The sequence below is a fragment of the Pseudonocardia sp. EC080619-01 genome (genome assembly GCF_001420995.1).
In the GTDB taxonomy this organism is placed as follows: domain Bacteria; phylum Actinomycetota; class Actinomycetes; order Mycobacteriales; family Pseudonocardiaceae; genus Pseudonocardia.
This window is the reverse complement of record NZ_CP012184.1, coordinates 5,441,646-5,457,626: the sequence shown is the minus strand read 5'-3', so window position 1 is coordinate 5,457,626 and position 15,981 is coordinate 5,441,646. Positions and strand designations below refer to the sequence as shown.

Genomic DNA, 15,981 nt, shown 5'->3' with positions numbered 1-15,981 from the left:
ATGGCGAGCCCGCCGCTCATCCCCGAGCAACGCAGGCAGGAGATCCTCCGGCTGCTCCGGCAGTCGCAGGTGCTCAGCTTCAACCAGCTGACCGAGCAGCTCGGCGTCAGCCACATGACCGTCCGGCGCGACGTCGAGGCGCTCGCGAAGCAGGGCGCCGTGGAGTCCACACCGGGCGGTGCGCGGCTCGCGAGCCGGCTGCTGCGCGAGCCGGACCGCGACGAGAAGGCGGTGGCCGACCGGCCGGAGAAGGAGGCGATGGCCGTCGCGGCGGCCGCCATGGTCACCGACGGCATGACCGTCTACCTCGACGCGGGCACCACCGTGCAGGCCATGCGCCCGCACCTCGGGCACCTGCGCGAGCTGACGGTGGTCAGCAACGACCTCGCGACCGTCGCCGACTTCCTCGACCACCCGGGAGTGGACCTCATCTGCCTGGGCGGGCGGGTCGAGCGGGAGAACCGGTCCACCGCGGGGCGGCTCGCGACCCTCGCGCTCAAGGAGCTGTCGCTGGACGTCGCGTTCCTGTCGTCGAGCTCGTGGGACGTCGGGCACGGGGTCACCACGCCGGTCGAGGCCAAGGTCGACGTGAAGCGCGCGGCGCTGGCCGCCGCCGGGTCCACGGTGCTGGTCGCGGGCAGCAGCAAGTACGGCCGGTTCGCCCGCTACCGGGTGCTGCGGCTCGACGAGGTCGACACGGTGATCACCGACGACGGCCTCGGCGACGCCGCGGCCGGCGAGATCGAGGGGTCCGGTGCGGAGCTCGTCCGGGTCCCGGCCGCAGCGCGCTGAGCCGGCCGGTGGGCACCGGCCGCTGCCCGCCGGGACCGGAGCTACCCTCGGGAACGTGGCAAGATCGGAACCGGGACCGGACGGCACGCCCGTCGAGCCGGAACGGCGCGACCGGCGGTTCCCGGCCCGGCTGTTCCGTGCGGGCACCGAGCCCGACCCGCGGTTCACCCTCGCCAACGAGCGCACCTTCCTCGCCTGGATCCGGACCGCGCTGGCACTCGTCGCCGGTGGTGTCGCACTGGAGGCCCTCGGCCTCGACCTGCAGCCGGGCCTGCGGCTCGCGGCGTCGGTCCTGCTGATCGTCGCCGGGCTGCTCACCCCGGTGCAGGCGTGGGTCGGCTGGTACACCACCGAGCGGGCGCTGCGTCTCCGACGACCGCTGCCGCCGCCCGCGCTGGCGCTCCCCACCGGGATCGCGGTGGTCGCGGCCGGTGTCCTCGTCGGGCTGGCCGTGCTGCTCCGATGAGCTCCGAGCGCACCGGGCCGCTGTTCGACGCCGGCCTGCAGCCCGAGCGCACGGGCCTGGCCTGGCGGCGGACGGCGATCTCCCTCGCGGCCGGCTCGCTCGTCGCGATGCGCATCCTGCCGGGCGACTCCGGGGACCTGCTCCTGCTGCTGCCCGGGGTCGTCGGGTTCGCCGTCGCCGTCGGACTCCTGGTCATGACCGAACGCCGCTACCTGCACGTCCACCGGACCCTGGCCTCGGACCACACACCGCTCGTCGGGGGCGGGGTGTCGATGCTGTGCACCGCCCTGGCCTGCGTGCTGTTCGCGGTCGCCGCGCTCGGATTCGTGCTCGCCGGCTGACCCGACCCGCGTCGCACCGGTGCAGGATGTCGGTGGACCCCGCACGACCCCACGTGAACGACCCGAGAGGTGCAACCGGACGTGACGACACCATCCCCCGAGGACCTGCCCGCCGCCGGGCTCCCGCGCCCGCTCGACGGCCTGCGGGTCGTGGAGTGCGCGAGCTTCGTCGCCGGACCGACGGGCGGGATGACCCTCGCCCAGCTCGGCGCCTCGGTCATCCGGATCGACCCGATCGGCGGCGGCCCGGACCACGGACGCTGGCCGGCCGCCGGGCACGGCACCGGCGACTCGTACTACTGGGCCTCGCTCAACAAGGGCAAGCGCTCGGTCACCGTCGACATGCGGTCCGACGAGGGCCGGGAGCTCGTGCTCGCCCTCGCCACCGCCCCCGGCGAGGACCGCGGGGTGCTGGTGGACAACGTCGTCGGCCGCCGCTGGATGGCCAACGACGCCCTCACCGCCCGCCGCGCGGACCTGATCCACGTCCGCGTCCAGGGCTACCCCGACGGGCGCCCCGCGGTCGACTACACGGTCAACGCCGAGGTCGGGATCCCGCAGATCACCGGCAGCGAGGAGGGCGCGGCACCGGTCAACCACGTGCTCCCCGCCTGGGACCTGGTCACCGGCCTCACGGTCTCCACCACGGTGCTCGCGGCGCTGCACCAGCGGACCCGGACCGGGCGCGGGGTGTACTCGGAGATCGCGCTGTCCGACGTCGCGCTCGCCGGGGTCGCGAACCTCGGCTGGCTGTCCGAGGCCGAGGAGCACGGTCACGAGCGGCCACGGCACGGCAACCACGTCTACGGCAGCTTCGGCGTGGACTTCGCCTGCTCCGACGGGGAACGCGTCATGGTCGTCGCGCTCACCCCGGGGCAGTGGAACGCGCTGGTCACGGTCACCGGCACCGAGGCCGTGTTCAGCGCCCTGGAGAAGGCGCTCGACGCCGACCTCGCCGACGAGACCGAGCGCTACCGGCTGCGCGAGACGATCGCCGCCGTGCTCAAGCCGTGGTTCCTCGCCCGGGACTCGGCGACCGTCGAGACCGAGCTCAACCACGCGCGCGTGCTGTGGGGCCGCTACCAGGGGATGACGCACGTGGCCGGCGAGCACCGGGCGGGCGTCCACCCGCTGCTGGCCGATCTCACGCTGCCCGGCGGGGCGAGCGGCATCACCGCCCGCTCCCCCATCCGCTGGGACGGCGAACACGGCGCCCCCGGGAACGCGCCGCAGCTCGGCCGGGAGACCGACGACGTGCTGGCCGGTGAGCTCGGGCTGTCCGAGGCCGAGATCGGCGCGCTGCACGACCGCGGCGTCGTCGGCTGACCGCACCGCGCGGGCCCGACCGTTCCGGGCCCGCCCGGCAGGACGCCTGCGCCGTCAGCCCGAGCCGGTGAGCGCCCCCGCGACCGGGCCCAGCGGCGGGGCCCACTCGCGGATCTGCACGTCGGCGATGACGCCGGCGGCGGTGTAGGGGTCTCCGTCCACGATGGCCTGCACGGCGTCGCGGCCGGGCGCGCTGAAGACCAGCAGACCGCCGGCGGGCTCGTCCGGCGCCCATGCACCGGCGACGAGCAGCTCGGGCCGCTCGGCCAGGTAGCTGCGGTGGGAGTCGCGGGTGGCGAGCCTGCGGTCGTGGTCGTCGGTGTAGGTGTAGATCACGGCGAATGTCGGCACGGCACCATCCTGCAACATCACCGGCGGCCGCGGGACGGTCAGGCCGGTCGTCCGACGTGCGGGTGCACCGCACGCCCGTCTCCGGGCATCAGTCCCCGTCCGTGGGCGGGGCGGTCCGCAGCGGGTCGTCGAGGGACATGGTCGCCCGCTCGCTGGAGCGGACGTGATCGCGCATCGCGAACTCGGCGCCGAAGCCGTCCTTCTCCCGCACCAGGTCCAGGACCCGCCGGTGCTCCGACAGCGACGCACCGAGCCGGCCGGGCCGCGTGAGCGATGCCGACACCAGCCGGTGGTACGCGAGCTGGTTCATCAGCGTGCGGTAGTGGGCGGTCAGCCGGGTGTTGTCGGCCCCGGTGACGACGAGCTCGTGGAACTCGTGGACGAGGTCGGCGTAGGTGCCCGCGTCACCGGCGTCGACGGCCGCGCCGGACCGTTCGAGGTTGTCCTCCAGCCGGTCCAGCACCGGGGTGTCGCCCCGTGCGGCGAGCAGCCGTGCCGCCATGCCCTCGAGCATCTCCTTGAGCTCGAACAGCTCGACGAGCTCGCGCCGGCTCGGCACGCGCACGAAGGTCCCGACCCGCGGCCGGATCTCGACGAGACCCTCGATCTGCAGCTGCTTGAGCGCCTCGCGCACCGGGGTGCGGCTGACGTCGTACTCGGTGGCGAGCGCGAGCTCGGAGAGCGGCTGCCCCGGCTGCCGGGCCCCGCTGACGATGGCCTCGCGCAACCCGTCCAGCACCCGGGCCTGCGCGCCCCGGCCACTGCCGGTCGAGGGCCCGCCGCGCTCCGTGACCACACCCATGCCGGGACCCTAACTTGCATGCCAGGGGTCCCGTCAGGCCATCGCCAGGTACTGCGTCTCCAGGAAGGCCCGGATCCCCTCCCGTGCCCCCTCGCGGGACAGGCCGCTCTGCTTCATGCCGCCGAACGGCGCGCTCGGCTCCGAGACGACCCCGCGGTTCAGCCCGACCATCCCGCACTGCAGCGAGCGCGCGATGTCCGTCCCGGCTCGCACGTCCCGGGTGAACACGTAACCGGCCAGCCCGTACTCGGTGGCGTTGGCGATCCGCACCATCTCCGCCGGGTCGGTCCAGGTGGTCACGGGGGCGACGGGGCCGAAGATCTCCTGCCCGGCGAGCGGCGAGCCGGGGGCGACGTCGCGGAGGACGAGGGGCGCGACGAACGAGCCGGCCGCCGGGATCCCGGCGGGATCGTGTGCCGGGACGGCGCCGGCCCGGACCGCGTCGTCGACCAGGGCGTTCACCCGGCGCACCGCCCGGTGGTCGATGAGCGGGCCGATCGTGGTGCCCTCCTCGGAGGCGGGCCCGACCCGCTGCCCGGTCACCGCCCGGGCGAAGGCCTCCACGAACTCGTCGGCGACGGCGGCGTGCACGAGGAAGCGGTTCGCCGCCGTGCACGCCTGCCCGGCGTTGCGGAGCTTGGCGGTCATCGCCCCGGCGACGGCGGCCTCCACGTCGGCGTCGGCGCAGACCACGAAGGGCGCGTCGCCGCCCAGCTCCATCGAGCAGTTCACGACCCGCTCGGCGGCCCGCCGCAGAAGCAGCCGCCCCACCGGCGTCGACCCGGTGAAGGACAGCTTCCGGACGGCGTCGTGCTCCAGCAGGGCGGCCGCGACGTCCCCGGCGCGGGTCGTCGGGAGCACGGTCAGCACGTCCTCCGGGGCGCCCGCCTCGACGAGCAGGTCCCGGATCGCCAGTGCCGTCAGCGGCGTCTCCGCGGCCGGTTTGAGCACCGCGGTGCAGCCGGCGGCGAGCGCGGGCGCGACCTTGCGGGTGACCATCGCGGCGGGGAAGTTCCACGGCGTGATCAGCAGGGCGACGCCCGCCGGCTGCGCCGTGACGACGGTGAGGCTACGGCCGTCGGGCGACGTGCCGAAACCGCCGTCGGGGCGCACGCCCTCCTCGGCGAACCAGCGGAAGAACTCCGCCGCGTAACCGACCTCGGCCACGGCGTCCGCCGTGGACTTGCCGGACTCGCGGCTGATCAGGGCGGCGAGTGTCGTGGTGCGTCCGACCATCAGCCGGTGCGCGGTGGCGAGGATCTCCGACCGGCGCCGGGGCGGGAGGCCGGACCAGCGGGGCAGTGCCGCCGCGGCGGTGTCCGCGGCGGCGACGGCGTGGGCGGGATCGGCGTCGGCGACCCGCGCGATCTCCTCGTCGGTCGCGGGATCGGCGACGGCCAGCTCGCGCTCGGTCGCGACCGGCCGGCCGCCGACGAGCAGCGGGTGCCCGGGCAGGGTGGTGGTCATCGTGGTCTCCGCGGGGCGTCGTGGGGTGGGGCGGCCGGGACGGCGTCGATCCCTCCGGCGCGCAGGTCGTCGGGGTGCAGCGGGCCGGGGCGCAGCCGGACCGCGGTGAGACGCAGCTCGGCGGCCACCGCGGCGGCGATCCCCGCGGCGCCGGCGAAGTCCCCTCCCCCGCATCCGCCGGACGCCCGGCCGCCGGCCGGTGCCCGGAGGTGGACCACCGCGCCGCCGGTGCGGGCGACGGCGGCCAGCGAGTCGTCCAGCTCACGGCGGCACCGGCAGGTCCGGCCGCCGAACACCTCGCCCGCCGCGCACTCGACGTGGACCGCGAGGGTGGGACGGTCGGTGGCGGCGTGCGGGCTCAGCAGCGCGAGGTGCTCGGCGCCGGTCGGCTCGTCGAGGAGGCCGACGACGTCGAACGGGCCGTGGTCGGTGGGCAGCGTCGTCCGCGAGCTGCGGCGGAGCCGCACGCCGTGCCGGTGGCGGTGCCGGACGAGGCGCGCGACGTCCAGCACGGGGACGTCGTGCCGGCCGGCGAGCGCGTCGATCTCGGCCCGGTCCGCGGTGCGGCCGGCGCCGGGGTCGCCGGGACCGGTCACGAGCTCGGCGATCAGGCCGACCGGCGGCAGGCCGGCCAGCCGGCAGAGGTCCACGGCGGCCTCGGTGTGCCCGGCCCGCTCGAGGACGCCGCCCGGCCGGGCGCGCAGCGGCAACACGTGCCCGGGCCGGGTCAGGTCGCGTGCGACGCTCGCCGGGTCGGCCAGCACCCGGGCGGTGCGGGCCCGGTCCCGGGCACTGATCCCGGTGCCCACGCCGGTGGCGGCGTCCACCGAGACCGTGTACGCGGTGCCGTGGTGGCCGGTGTCGTGCCGCACCATCGGGGGCAGGTCGAGCTCGTCGGCCCGGGCGGCCTCCATCGGCACGCGCAGGAAACCGGAGGTGTGCCGGACCGTCCAGGCCACCCACGACGGCTCGGCGAGCGCGGCGGGGAGGACGACGTCGCCCTCCCCCTCGCGGCCGGCGTCGTCGACGACGAGGACGGGCCGCCCGGCCCGGAGGGCGGCGAGCGCGCCGGCGACCCCGTCGCACCGCGCCGCGGCGGGGGCCCCGGCCGGTTCGAGGACCGCGGTCACGACGCCGTCTCCAGCTGGGCCAGCGCGTGGAACCCGCTCTCGTGGAAGACCAGCGGGCCCCGGCCGGGGTGGGTGCACTGCCGGTGCACCCGGAGGAGCACCAGGTCGTGGTCACCGGCGGGCACGGCGCGCTCGACCGAGCAGTCGAGCCAGGCCGACGCCCCGCCGAGCAGCAGCGCACCGTCGTCGGTGGGGTGCAGGTCGAGTCCGGCGAACCGGTCGCCCTGCTTCGACGCGAGCGCGCGGCAGGCCCGGTCCTGCCCGTCGCCCAGCACGGACAGGCCGATCCGGGCCCGGTCGCGCAGCCGCGGCCAGGTCGTGGAGGTGTGCTGGACGCAGAGCCCGACCAGTGGCGGGTCGAGCGAGACGGCCACGAACGAGCTCGCGGCCATCCCGACCGGGGTGCCGTCGTCGTCCAGCGCGCACACCGCGGTGACGCCGCTGGGGAACCGCCCGAAGACGCGCCGCAGCCCGGTGGCGTCGACGGCCCCATCGGCCATGGTGGGGATCAGCTCGGACATCGGTGCGTTCCTCCTAGTGTCATGAGTCGCGAGTTCGCGACATATTTGTAAGGTGGTCTGGTGGCACGGACCGGACGACCCAAGGCCGAGCTGATCCTGTCCGACGATGAGCGGTCAGCGTTGGAGGAATGGATTCGCCGCGGGTCGACTCCGCAGGCGTGGGCGCTGCGGTGTCGGATCATCCTGGCGTGCGCTTCGGGCGCGACGAACAAGGAAGTCGCGGCGCAGACGGGGTCGGCTGCGCACACGGTGGGCCGGTGGCGTGCCCGGTTCGTTGCTCACCGGATCGCCGGGCTGGGGGACCTGCCCCGTCCGGGCGGTCCGCGCACGGTCACCGACGCTCAGGTCGCCGAGGTGATCACCACGACGTTGGAGTCCAAACCGGCTGATGCGACGCACTGGTCGACCCGCGGGATGGCCGAGCATTCGGGGTTGTCCCAATCGACGATCTCGCGGATCTGGCGCACCTTCGGGTTGGCCCCGCACCGAGCCGAGACGTTCAAGCTGTCCACCGATCCGTACTTCATCGAGAAACTCCACGACGTCGTCGGTCTCTACCTTGACCCGCCCGAGCGGGCGCTGGTGTTCTGCGTGGACGAGAAATCCCAGATCCAGGCCTTGAACCGGTCCCAACCAGTGCTGCCGATGATGCCCGGCATCCCGCAGCGACTGACCCACGACTACGTGCGGGCAGGAACCACGACGTTGTTCGCCGCGCTCGAGGTCACGACCGGGAAGGTGATCGGGTCGCTGCATCGCCGCCATCGCGCGAGCGAGTTCCGCACGTTCTTGACCAGGCTCGACCGCGAGGTCCCCGCCGAGCTGGACGTGCACCTGGTGCTGGACAACTACGCCACCCACAAGACCCCGGCTATCAAGACCTGGCTGGTGGCTCACCCGAGGTTCCACCTGCATTTCACCCCGACCGGATCGTCGTGGCTCAACCTGGTCGAGCGTTGGTTCGCCGAGCTGACCACCAAGAAGATCCGCCGCGGCGTGCACACCTCGGTCCCCGCCCTCGAAGCCGACATCCGCGACTGGATCGCCGGCTGGAACAACAACCCCAAGCCCTTCGCGTGGACCAAGACCGCGGACGAGATTCTCGAACGACTCACCCGATATCTGAAGCGAATCCCTGACTCAGGACACTAGGACCGCAGGACGAACGGGTCGCCCGCGGGCTCGTCGCTGGTGTTGATCCACACGCTCTTCAGTCGCGTGTACTCGCGGACGACCTCGGTGCCGTGCTCGACACCGAGACCGGAGGCCTTGAACCCGGACCGCGGCGACAGGGGGGACATCGCGCGGTACATGTTCACCCAGACCGTGCCGGCGTCCAGGGCGGCCGCGGCCCGGTGGGCGCGGGCGAGGTCGCGCGTCCAGATGCCGGCGGCGAGGCCGTAGTCGGTGTCGTTCGCGATCCGCAGTGCCTCCTCGTCGTCGAACGGGATGATCGCGACGACCGGGCCGAAGATCTCCTCGCGGCACATGCGGGTGTCGTTGCCGAGGCCGGTGAACACGGTGGGCTCGTGGAACCAGCCGCCGAGCCCGGTGTCCGGGCGTCCGCCGCCGTGGGCGACGACGCCGCCCTCGGCGCGTCCCGCGGTGACGTACTCCTCGACCTTGGCGAGCTGGGCGGCCATCGCGAGCGGCCCGAGCTCGGTGCCCTCGTCGAGGGGGTCGCCGATCCGGATCGTGCGTGCCCGCTCGACGACACGCTCGACGAGCTCGTCGTAGACCGACCGGTGGGCGAGCACCCGGCTGCCGGCGATGCAGGTCTGCCCGGCCGCGGCGAAGATCCCCGCGATGACACCGTTGGCCGCGCTCGCGACGTCGGCGTCGGCGAAGACGAGCTGCGGGGACTTGCCGCCGAGCTCGAGCCCGGCGCGCACCAGGCGCCGTCCGGCGCGCTCGGCGATCCACGACCCGGTCGCGGTGCTCCCGGTGAAGGACAGCTTGGCGACGTCGTCGTGGTCGACGAGCGGGGCACCCGCCTCGCCGCCGAACCCGGTCACGACGTTCACGGCGCCCGCCGGGAAGCCCGCCTCCTCGAACAGCGGGGCGAGCGCGAGCATCGAGGCGCTCGTGTACTCCGAGGGCTTGACCACGGCGGTGTTGCCGCAGGCCAGCAGCGGCGCCAGCTTGGCGACGGTCAGTGTGAGCGGCGAGTTCCACGGGGTGATCGCGCCGACCACGCCCACCGGCTCGCGCAGCGTGTAGTTGAGGACGTCGACGCTGCTCGCCGGGATCGTCTCGCCCTGGATCTTGTCGGCGAGCCCGGCGTAGTAGAAGAAGTACTCGGGCAGCCCGGCGAGCTGGGCCCTCATCTCGCGCAGCAGCTTGCCGTTGTCGGTGCTCTCGGTGCGGGCGAGCTCCTCGGCGTGCTCGCCGACGAGCTCCCCGACCCGCCGCAGCAGGGCACCGCGCCGGGTCCGGGACATCCGCCGCCACCCGGGCGACTCGAACGTCGTGCGGGCCGCCTCGACCGCGCGGCCGACGTCCGCCGCCGTGCCGCGGGCGGCCTCGTACCAGGGCTGCCCGGTGGTCGGGTTGTCGCTGCCGAAGTAGGCGCCGTCGGCCGGCGCGACCCGCTCGCCGCCGATGAGGTGGTCGTGGCGCGGCAGCGGGGTGGTCCGCCGCTCCGGCGCGGCGGGGGCGTCCGGTGTCGTGGTCATGGGGCCAGCGCTCCTCACGAGGGGTCGGTCGGGGTGGGTACCGGGTCGGGGTCGCCGAGCAGGTCGAGGACGGCGTCCGGGCGCTCCAGCGGCAGCAGGTGGCGGGCGCCGTCGACGACCACGGCCCGCCCGTGCGGGACGCGGCCGGCCAGCGCCCGCGACATCGCCGGTGTGGAGCCCGGGTCCTCGGACCCGGTCACGGCCGTCACCGGCGGGACGAGCCGGGGCAGCTCCGGCCAGAGCTCGGCGTCCGCCCGGGCGAACACCGCGTAGCAGGCCAGGTAGGACGACGGCCGGTTCGCCGCGAGGGTCCGCCGGACCCGGTCGGCGAGCTCCGGCTCCGCGGCGGTCCACTCCGGGGAGAACCAGCGCCGCACCGCCGCGTCGAAGGTCGCCGCCAGGTCGGTGCCTGCCGCGCCGAGCCGGGCGGCGACCGCGGCCCGCTCGTCGTCCGAGCGGCCTGCGACCCCACTGACCAGCGTCAGCCGGGCGACCCGGCCGGGGTGGTCGAGCGCGACCCGGGTGGCGACGAGCGCGCCGAGCGAGAAGCCGACGAGGTGCACCGGACCGCCGGCCCCGGCGACGACCTCCGCGACCGGCGCGGCCAGGTCCGCCAGCTTCGTCCCGGCCGGGGCGTCCGGTGCGGAGCCGTGCCCGAGCAGGTCGGGGGCGTGCACGGTGTGTCCGGCGGCCGACAGCTCCGGCGCGACGCGGTCCCACAGGGTGTGGTCCAGGCCCACACCGTGCAGCAGGACCACGTCGGCCGGGCGGCTCACTTCTCGCTCGACAGCGGTGCGAGGCGGGCCTGCGGGCGGCCCTGCGCGGCGGCGGCGAGACCGACGACGATCTCGTCGGCGCGGGGGCCGTCCGGGACGCGCGCCTCGACGGTCTGGTGGTGCGAGCGGATCGTCGCGTCGGTGACGTGCTTGAGCGGGATGTCGAACACCGTCCCGGCGGCGGCCCGCTTCTCGACGGCCGGTAGCAGCGTGGTCGCCTGCGCGGCGTCGCGGAAGTGGTTGCCGAACTTCAGGGTGTGGATCAGCCCGGAGCCGTGCTCGATCTCGCCGTCGAGCCCGACGATCGCGGCCTTGCCGTAGGCCTCGACCGGCGCGCCGAGCGCGGCCACGACCCGGTCGGACAGCAGCTTCCCGAGTTCGGGGGCGACCTCGTCGATCGTCGGGCCGAGGTCGTCGACGAAGCCGTGGCCGGCCCACGGGTTCTCGACCACGGCCAGCACGACCGCGACCCGGGCGGCGGGCTCGACCGGCCGGCCGCCCTCGGTGTGGATCTCGTCGACGACGGTGTGGATGCTGCGGACGGTGACGCTCATGAGACGGACTCCATGTGGTTGCGGTGGTCGGTGGACGGGCCCGGCGCCCGGTCCAGGACGTGCCGGTCGAGCGCGGCGTCGGAGCGCCGGTCGCCGATGCGGGCGTTCGGGCGGGGACCGTCGGCCGCGGCCGCGATGACGGCGATCTCCCCGGGCCGCGGGCCGTCGGGCACCCGGACGGTGATGGTCTGGTAGTGCGAGCGCGTCGCGGCGTGGTCCTTGTGCCACAACGGGACCGTGAGCGGGGTGCCGGCGGCCGCGCGCTGGTCGGAGAACACGATGATCGACTCGCCCTCGGTGCGGTGCCGGAGCACGTTGCCGAAGAACGGCGTGTGGATCAGCGCACCGGCGTGCTCGAGCTCGCCGTCCAGGCCCACGATCGCCGCCTTGCCGAACGCCTCGACCCCGGCCGCGCCGCCGAGCGCGGTGAGCAGCCGGTCCGACAGCTCGTGCGCGATCTCCGGAGCGAGCCCGGCGACCTCCGGCGAGAGGTCGTCCTGGATCCCGCGGCCCCGCCACGGGTTCGCGACGACGGCGACGACCGCGGCCCGCCGGACCGGTGTCCGCACCGGCTCCCCGAGCTCCCGCACGCTCTCCTCGACGACGGTGACGATCCGCCGGATCGCGCTCACGCGGAGCCCTCGGCGAACTGGGGCATGACCTTCTCGGCGAACAGCTCGAAGCTGCGCATCGCCTTGCCGTGCTCGAGACCGGGGTGGGTCGTCCACAGCAGCAGGTCCTGCAGGTTCAGCTCGGACTGCAGCTCGTGCACCTTCTCCGCGACGTGGTCCGGGGTGCCCACCAGCAGGTTGCGCTCGGCGAGGAAGTCGTAGTCGAGGTCCCGCCCCGTGATGTCCTCGCCGACCTCGCGCAGGTTGTTCAGTCCGCGCCAGTGGCAGATCCAGCGGTAGGAGGTCAGCAGCGCCTCCTCGAAGTCGGCGCGGGCCTGCTCCATGGTGTCGGCGACGTAGACGTCGCGGACCAGCGACAGGCCGGTGCCGAGTGCCTGCTCGACGCCGGTGGCCTCGGACAGGGTGTCCCGGTAGAGCTCGAACCGGCCCTTCAGCTCGGAGATCGGCGGCATCCAGAAGATGCCCTTCATGCCGGCGCGGGCGGCGCCCTGGATCGATCGCGGGGTGTCGATGACCTGGGAGAGCGGCGGGTGCGGCCGCTGGAACGGCTGCGGGACGACCTTGAGCGCGTCGAGCGTGCCGTCGGCGCCGACGAACTCCGGCGAGGGCGGGGACAGCGGGTGGTCCCAGCCGATCCCGGGCGCGGGGTAGGTGTGGAAGTCCCCCTGGTGGGAGAAGAAGTCGCCGCTCCAGGCCTTCCGCAGCACCTCGACGGTCTCCTCGAACAGGGCGCGGTTCTGCTCCTGGTCACGGGGGTCGGCGGACGGGTTGAGGTTCATCGCCTCGCGGCCGTAGAGCCCGCGCCCGACGGCGACCTCGGCCCGGCCCCGCGAGAGCTGGTCCAGCATCGCGATGTCCTCGGCGAGGCGCATCGGGTTCCAGAAGGTCACGATGTTGGCGGCCTGGCCGATGCGGATCCGCGAGGTGCGTGCCGCGATGTCGGTGCCCATCAGCACCGGGTTCGGGACGAGCTCGTAGCCCTCGTGGCCGAAGTGGTGCTCGGTGTACCAGATCGAGTGGTAGCCGGCGGTGTCGGCGTAGGTCGCGACGTCCCGGATCTCGTCGAGCACGCCCGCGACGTCGTCGAGCCGGCCGGGGGCGCCGACGTTGTGGAAGATGGAGAAACGCATCTCAGGACTCCTTCGTCGATGAGTGGCCGCCGATCCGGTGGTCGGCGGTGAGGGTGGCCCGCTCGCTGGAGCGGACGTGGTCGCGCATCGCGAACTCCGCCCCGATGCCGTCCTTGCCGCGGACGAGCTCGAGCACGTGCCGGTGCTCGGCGAGGGACTCCCCGAGGCGGCCGGGCCGGGTCAGCGAGGCCGACACCAGCCGCTGGTAGGCGAGCTGGTTCATCAGCGTGCGGTAGTGCGTGACGAGCTGGGTGTTGTCGGCGCCGGTCACGAGCAGCTCGTGGAACTCGTGGACCAGTGCGGCGTACCCGTCGGCATCGCCACGGGCCACCGCGCGGTCGGAGCGCTCGATGTTCTCGTCGAGACCGTCGAGCTCCCGGACCGGGCCGCGGGCGGCGAGCAGCCGGGCCCCCATGCCCTCGAGCATCTCCTTCAGCTCGAACAGCTCGACCACCTCGCGGCGGCTCGGGGCGCGGACGAACGTCCCCACCCGGGGCCGGATCTCGACCAGCCCCTCGATCTGCAGCTGCTTGAGCGCCTCCCGGACCGGGGTCCGGGACACGTCGTACCCGTCGGCCAGCACGACCTCGGACAGTGGCTGCCCGGGCAGGTACAGGCCCTCGATGATGGCGCGCCGCACCCCGTCCAGGACGCGCTCCTGCGCACCCCGCCGAGCGACCAGCGCCGCGGTCTCTTGCATGCATCACAAGCTAAGAAGTAGCGAGGTTCCCGTCAAGAGCGAGCGGTCGATCTCTGCGCCTCTGGTGCATTTCGCCTGATAAATGCCAGGTCGACGGGAGCGGTCATGTCGCGACGCGACGACATGGCGAGGGTTGACCACCCCCGTCTTGCATGCCACAGTCCCGCTCATTGCAGCCCGGGACTCGCCCGGCTTCTCGCTGCACCGCTCCATCGCTCCACGCACCGGAGGCATCAATGTCGACGCCCAGAGCCGAGTCGTCGCGGACCCGACGACCCGGCCCCGTCCTGTTCGTCTCGCTCGGGCTGACGCTCGCGATCGTGGCCTGGGGAGCCGCCGCCGGTGAGTCGCTGTCCCGCGCCGGGTCCGCCGCGCTCGACGGCATCACCCGCGGCTTCGGATGGGCCTACCTGCTGGTCTCGCTCGGGTTCCTCGTCTTCCTGCTCTTCCTCGCCTGCAGCAGGTTCGGCCGGCTCCGGCTCGGCCGTGACGACGAGCGGCCCGCGTTCCGCAGGCTCACCTGGTACGCCATGATCCTCTCGGCCGTGATGGGTATCGGGCTGATCTCCTACGGGGTCGCCGAGCCGATCGCGCACCTCGCGGCCCCGCCGCACGGCCTCGCCGCACCGATGACCACCGACGCCGCGGTCACGGCGATGCAGTTCTCGTTCTTCGACTGGGGCCTGCACGCCTGGGGCATCTTCGCCGTCGTCGGGCTCGCCATGGCGTGGTCGATGTTCCGGCGCGGCCGCACCGGCCTCGTCAGCGCGCTGTTCCGGCCGCTGCTCGGGCGCCGCGCCGACGGCCCGGTGGGTGGCGCGATCGACGTCTTCGCCGTCGTCGCCACGCTGTTCGGGACGACGACGTCGCTCGGACTCGGCGCGATGCAGATCAACGGCGGGTTCACCGCCCTGTTCGGGATCCCGAACTCGACGGGCGTCCAGTTCGTGATCATCGGGGTGATCACGCTGCTGTTCACCGCGTCCGCACTCACCGGCGTCGCGCGCGGCATCCGCTACCTGTCCGAGGCGAGCATGGGGCTCGGCGCGGTCCTGTTCGTGTTCGTGCTGATCGCCGGGCCGACCGTGTACCTGCTCGACCTGTACGTGCAGTCGGTGGGCCGCTACCTGAGCGAGCTGGTCGCGACCAGCCTGATCACCCCGGCCAACGGCGACATCGACTTCATGCAGTCCTGGACCTACTTCATGCTGGCCTGGTGGCTGTCCTGGGCCGCGTTCGTCGGCGTCTTCCTCGCCCGCATCTCCCGCGGCCGCACGGTGCGCGAGTTCGTCGTCGGGGTGCTGCTCGTCCCGAGCCTGGTGTTCTCGATCTGGTTCACCGCGTTCGGCGGGACGGCCATCCACACCGACCTCGCCGGGACGACCCGGGTCGCCGCCGCCGCGGCGGCGGACGCCAACTCCGCCTTCTTCACCATGCTGCAGTCGCTGCCGCTGCCGTCCGTCACCTCGGTGGTGACGATCGTGCTCGTCGTGCTGTTCTTCGTGTCCGGCGCGGACGCCAACACCTACGTCCTCGGCATGCTGACCAGCCGCGGCACCGAGCACCCGCCGGCCTGGATCCTCGCGCTGTGGGGCCTGGTCACCGGGGCCGCCGCGATGGCGCTGCTCGTCGCGGGCGGCCTGGAGTCGCTCCAGCAGATGGTCATCGTCAGCTCCGCGCCCTTCCTCGTGGTCGTCGTCGGGGTCGCCGTCGCGTTCTGGCGCGACCTCTCGACCGACCCGGTCCTCCCGCCCGCCGGGCCGGGACCCGCCCCCGGCGACCGGGAGACGACCGGCGGGGAGGACGCGGCCGTCCGGCAGGTCCCCGACGAGGCCACGACGGCCGTCCGCTGACCCACGCATCCCGGCCCGGCCGCCGGGTACCCGACCCCGAGGAGCCGCCATGCCCGACAGCCCGCCGCTCGCCGGTCTCCGCTTCCCCGGCGGGGAGGTCCCGGCCGAGGTCCGCTGCGACGACCTGCCCCTGTTCGACGGTCCGGTGTGGACCAGGATCGCGCGCCGGGCGGACGCCCCCGGCGGGCTCACCGTGATGGCGACCCGGTTCGCCGCCGGCGCCGGGACGGCCTGGCACCACCACGACTCCGACCAGACCCTCGTCCTGTCCGCCGGCCGGGGTGCGGTCGAGTACGCCGACGGCCGCGCGCTCGCGCTCTCGCCGGGTGACGTCGTCACCGTCGCCGCGGGCGAGCGGCACCGTCACCTGGCCGGCGCCGACGGCATGACCCACCTGTCGGTGACCACCCTCGGGGACACCCACCTCGACCCGTGAGCCCACGGAGGGCTGACAGGTGTTGACCG

The 15,981-nt window shown here is 74.0% G+C and carries 18 protein-coding genes; 7 read left to right on the top strand and 11 right to left on the bottom strand.

Going from position 1 to position 15,981, the window contains the following annotated elements:
- From AD017_RS25570 to AD017_RS25555, 4 genes are all read left to right on the top strand, one after another.
- Entirely contained in the window at nt 1-792 is a 792-nt protein-coding gene (locus AD017_RS25570) for a DeoR/GlpR family DNA-binding transcription regulator (protein ID WP_010228166.1), read from the top strand.
- Nucleotides 793-847: 55 nt separating this feature from the next.
- Nucleotides 848-1,258 carry a YidH family protein gene (locus tag AD017_RS25565; protein WP_050802332.1) on the top strand — a complete coding sequence of 137 codons (411 nt, stop codon included), beginning with the start codon at nt 848-850 and terminating at the stop codon, nt 1,256-1,258.
- Nucleotides 1,255-1,599, top strand: coding sequence for a DUF202 domain-containing protein (locus tag AD017_RS25560; RefSeq protein ID WP_010228170.1), 345 nt, complete (start codon nt 1,255-1,257; stop codon nt 1,597-1,599). Before AD017_RS25565 ends, AD017_RS25560 begins: the two co-directional genes overlap by 4 nt.
- An 81-nt stretch (nt 1,600-1,680) precedes the next feature.
- Nucleotides 1,681-2,925, top strand: a complete 1,245-nt coding sequence (locus AD017_RS25555; protein ID WP_227012583.1) for a CoA transferase — start codon at nt 1,681-1,683, stop codon at nt 2,923-2,925.
- 54 nt (nt 2,926-2,979) lie between these two features.
- On the opposite strand, the gene AD017_RS25550 is transcribed toward AD017_RS25555, so the two are convergent.
- The 5 genes from AD017_RS25550 to AD017_RS25530 all read right to left on the bottom strand — a co-directional run bounded on the left by AD017_RS25550 (nt 2,980) and on the right by AD017_RS25530 (nt 7,196).
- Complete coding sequence (locus AD017_RS25550) at nt 2,980-3,276, bottom strand: YciI family protein (RefSeq protein ID WP_010228175.1); 297 nt, start codon at nt 3,274-3,276, stop codon at nt 2,980-2,982.
- Nucleotides 3,277-3,364: 88 nt separating this feature from the next.
- Nucleotides 3,365-4,078 carry a GntR family transcriptional regulator gene (locus AD017_RS25545; RefSeq protein WP_010228177.1) on the bottom strand — a complete coding sequence of 238 codons (714 nt, stop codon included), beginning with the start codon at nt 4,076-4,078 and terminating at the stop codon, nt 3,365-3,367.
- Nucleotides 4,079-4,111: 33 nt separating this feature from the next.
- Entirely contained in the window at nt 4,112-5,545 is a 1,434-nt protein-coding gene (locus AD017_RS25540; RefSeq protein WP_082398928.1) for an NAD-dependent succinate-semialdehyde dehydrogenase, read from the bottom strand.
- The gene (gene ribB / locus AD017_RS25535) at nt 5,542-6,675 is read right to left on the bottom strand and encodes a 3,4-dihydroxy-2-butanone-4-phosphate synthase (RefSeq protein WP_060575803.1); all 1,134 of its coding nucleotides are present in this window, start codon (nt 6,673-6,675) and stop codon (nt 5,542-5,544) included. The genes AD017_RS25540 and ribB overlap by 4 nt, the downstream gene beginning before the upstream one ends.
- Nucleotides 6,672-7,196, bottom strand: a complete 525-nt coding sequence (locus AD017_RS25530; RefSeq protein WP_060575802.1) for a flavin reductase family protein — start codon at nt 7,194-7,196, stop codon at nt 6,672-6,674. Before AD017_RS25530 ends, ribB begins: the two co-directional genes overlap by 4 nt.
- 60 nt (nt 7,197-7,256) lie before the next feature.
- Here AD017_RS25530 and AD017_RS25525 point away from each other — a divergent pair, with 60 nt between their 5' ends.
- Nucleotides 7,257-8,348 (top strand): IS630 family transposase, encoded by a 1,092-nt coding sequence (locus AD017_RS25525; RefSeq protein ID WP_060575005.1) that lies wholly within the window; start codon nt 7,257-7,259, stop codon nt 8,346-8,348.
- Here the strand turns inward: AD017_RS25525 and AD017_RS25520 are convergent.
- From AD017_RS25520 to AD017_RS25495, 6 genes are read right to left on the bottom strand one after another with little or no spacing between them, the layout of a single operon-like run.
- Nucleotides 8,345-9,871, bottom strand: coding sequence for an aldehyde dehydrogenase (locus AD017_RS25520; protein ID WP_174521772.1), 1,527 nt, complete (start codon nt 9,869-9,871; stop codon nt 8,345-8,347). The two genes, AD017_RS25525 and AD017_RS25520, sit on opposite strands and share 4 nt — an antisense overlap.
- 14 nt (nt 9,872-9,885) lie before the next feature.
- Nucleotides 9,886-10,647, bottom strand: a complete 762-nt coding sequence (locus AD017_RS25515) for an alpha/beta fold hydrolase (RefSeq protein ID WP_060575801.1) — start codon at nt 10,645-10,647, stop codon at nt 9,886-9,888.
- Entirely contained in the window at nt 10,644-11,201 is a 558-nt protein-coding gene (locus AD017_RS25510; protein WP_010242156.1) for an amino acid synthesis family protein, read from the bottom strand. Before AD017_RS25510 ends, AD017_RS25515 begins: the two co-directional genes overlap by 4 nt.
- Complete coding sequence (locus AD017_RS25505; RefSeq protein ID WP_060575800.1) at nt 11,198-11,833, bottom strand: amino acid synthesis family protein; 636 nt, start codon at nt 11,831-11,833, stop codon at nt 11,198-11,200. Before AD017_RS25505 ends, AD017_RS25510 begins: the two co-directional genes overlap by 4 nt.
- Nucleotides 11,830-12,963, bottom strand: coding sequence for an LLM class flavin-dependent oxidoreductase (locus tag AD017_RS25500; protein ID WP_010242152.1), 1,134 nt, complete (start codon nt 12,961-12,963; stop codon nt 11,830-11,832). Before AD017_RS25500 ends, AD017_RS25505 begins: the two co-directional genes overlap by 4 nt.
- A 1-nt stretch (nt 12,964) precedes the next feature.
- Entirely contained in the window at nt 12,965-13,663 is a 699-nt protein-coding gene (locus tag AD017_RS25495; RefSeq protein WP_060575799.1) for a GntR family transcriptional regulator, read from the bottom strand.
- Nucleotides 13,664-13,899: 236 nt separating this feature from the next.
- Here AD017_RS25495 and AD017_RS25490 point away from each other — a divergent pair, with 236 nt between their 5' ends.
- Both AD017_RS25490 and AD017_RS25485 read left to right on the top strand, forming a co-directional pair.
- Nucleotides 13,900-15,516 (top strand): BCCT family transporter, encoded by a 1,617-nt coding sequence (locus AD017_RS25490; RefSeq protein WP_060575798.1) that lies wholly within the window; start codon nt 13,900-13,902, stop codon nt 15,514-15,516.
- 49 nt (nt 15,517-15,565) lie between these two features.
- Nucleotides 15,566-15,952 carry a cupin domain-containing protein gene (locus AD017_RS25485; RefSeq protein WP_010242145.1) on the top strand — a complete coding sequence of 129 codons (387 nt, stop codon included), beginning with the start codon at nt 15,566-15,568 and terminating at the stop codon, nt 15,950-15,952.
- Nucleotides 15,953-15,981: the final 29 nt, after the last annotated feature.

Excerpts from the sequence above, each read along its gene's own strand:
- AD017_RS25570 (WP_010228166.1), top strand. The coding sequence starts at position 1 with ATGGCGAGCCCGCCGCTCATCCCCGAGCAACGCAGGCAGGAGATCCTC.
- AD017_RS25560 (WP_010228170.1), top strand. The coding sequence starts at position 1,255 with ATGAGCTCCGAGCGCACCGGGCCGCTGTTCGACGCCGGCCTGCAGCCC.
- AD017_RS25545 (WP_010228177.1), bottom strand. The coding sequence starts at position 4,078 with ATGGGTGTGGTCACGGAGCGCGGCGGGCCCTCGACCGGCAGTGGCCGG.
- AD017_RS25540 (WP_082398928.1), bottom strand. The coding sequence starts at position 5,545 with ATGACCACCACCCTGCCCGGGCACCCGCTGCTCGTCGGCGGCCGGCCG.
- AD017_RS25530 (WP_060575802.1), bottom strand. The coding sequence starts at position 7,196 with ATGTCCGAGCTGATCCCCACCATGGCCGATGGGGCCGTCGACGCCACC.
- AD017_RS25520 (WP_174521772.1), bottom strand. The coding sequence starts at position 9,871 with ATGACCACGACACCGGACGCCCCCGCCGCGCCGGAGCGGCGGACCACC.
- AD017_RS25510 (WP_010242156.1), bottom strand. The coding sequence starts at position 11,201 with ATGAGCGTCACCGTCCGCAGCATCCACACCGTCGTCGACGAGATCCAC.
- AD017_RS25500 (WP_010242152.1), bottom strand. The coding sequence starts at position 12,963 with ATGCGTTTCTCCATCTTCCACAACGTCGGCGCCCCCGGCCGGCTCGAC.
- AD017_RS25495 (WP_060575799.1), bottom strand. The coding sequence starts at position 13,663 with ATGCAAGAGACCGCGGCGCTGGTCGCTCGGCGGGGTGCGCAGGAGCGC.
- AD017_RS25490 (WP_060575798.1), top strand. The coding sequence starts at position 13,900 with ATGTCGACGCCCAGAGCCGAGTCGTCGCGGACCCGACGACCCGGCCCC.
- AD017_RS25485 (WP_010242145.1), top strand. The coding sequence starts at position 15,566 with ATGCCCGACAGCCCGCCGCTCGCCGGTCTCCGCTTCCCCGGCGGGGAG.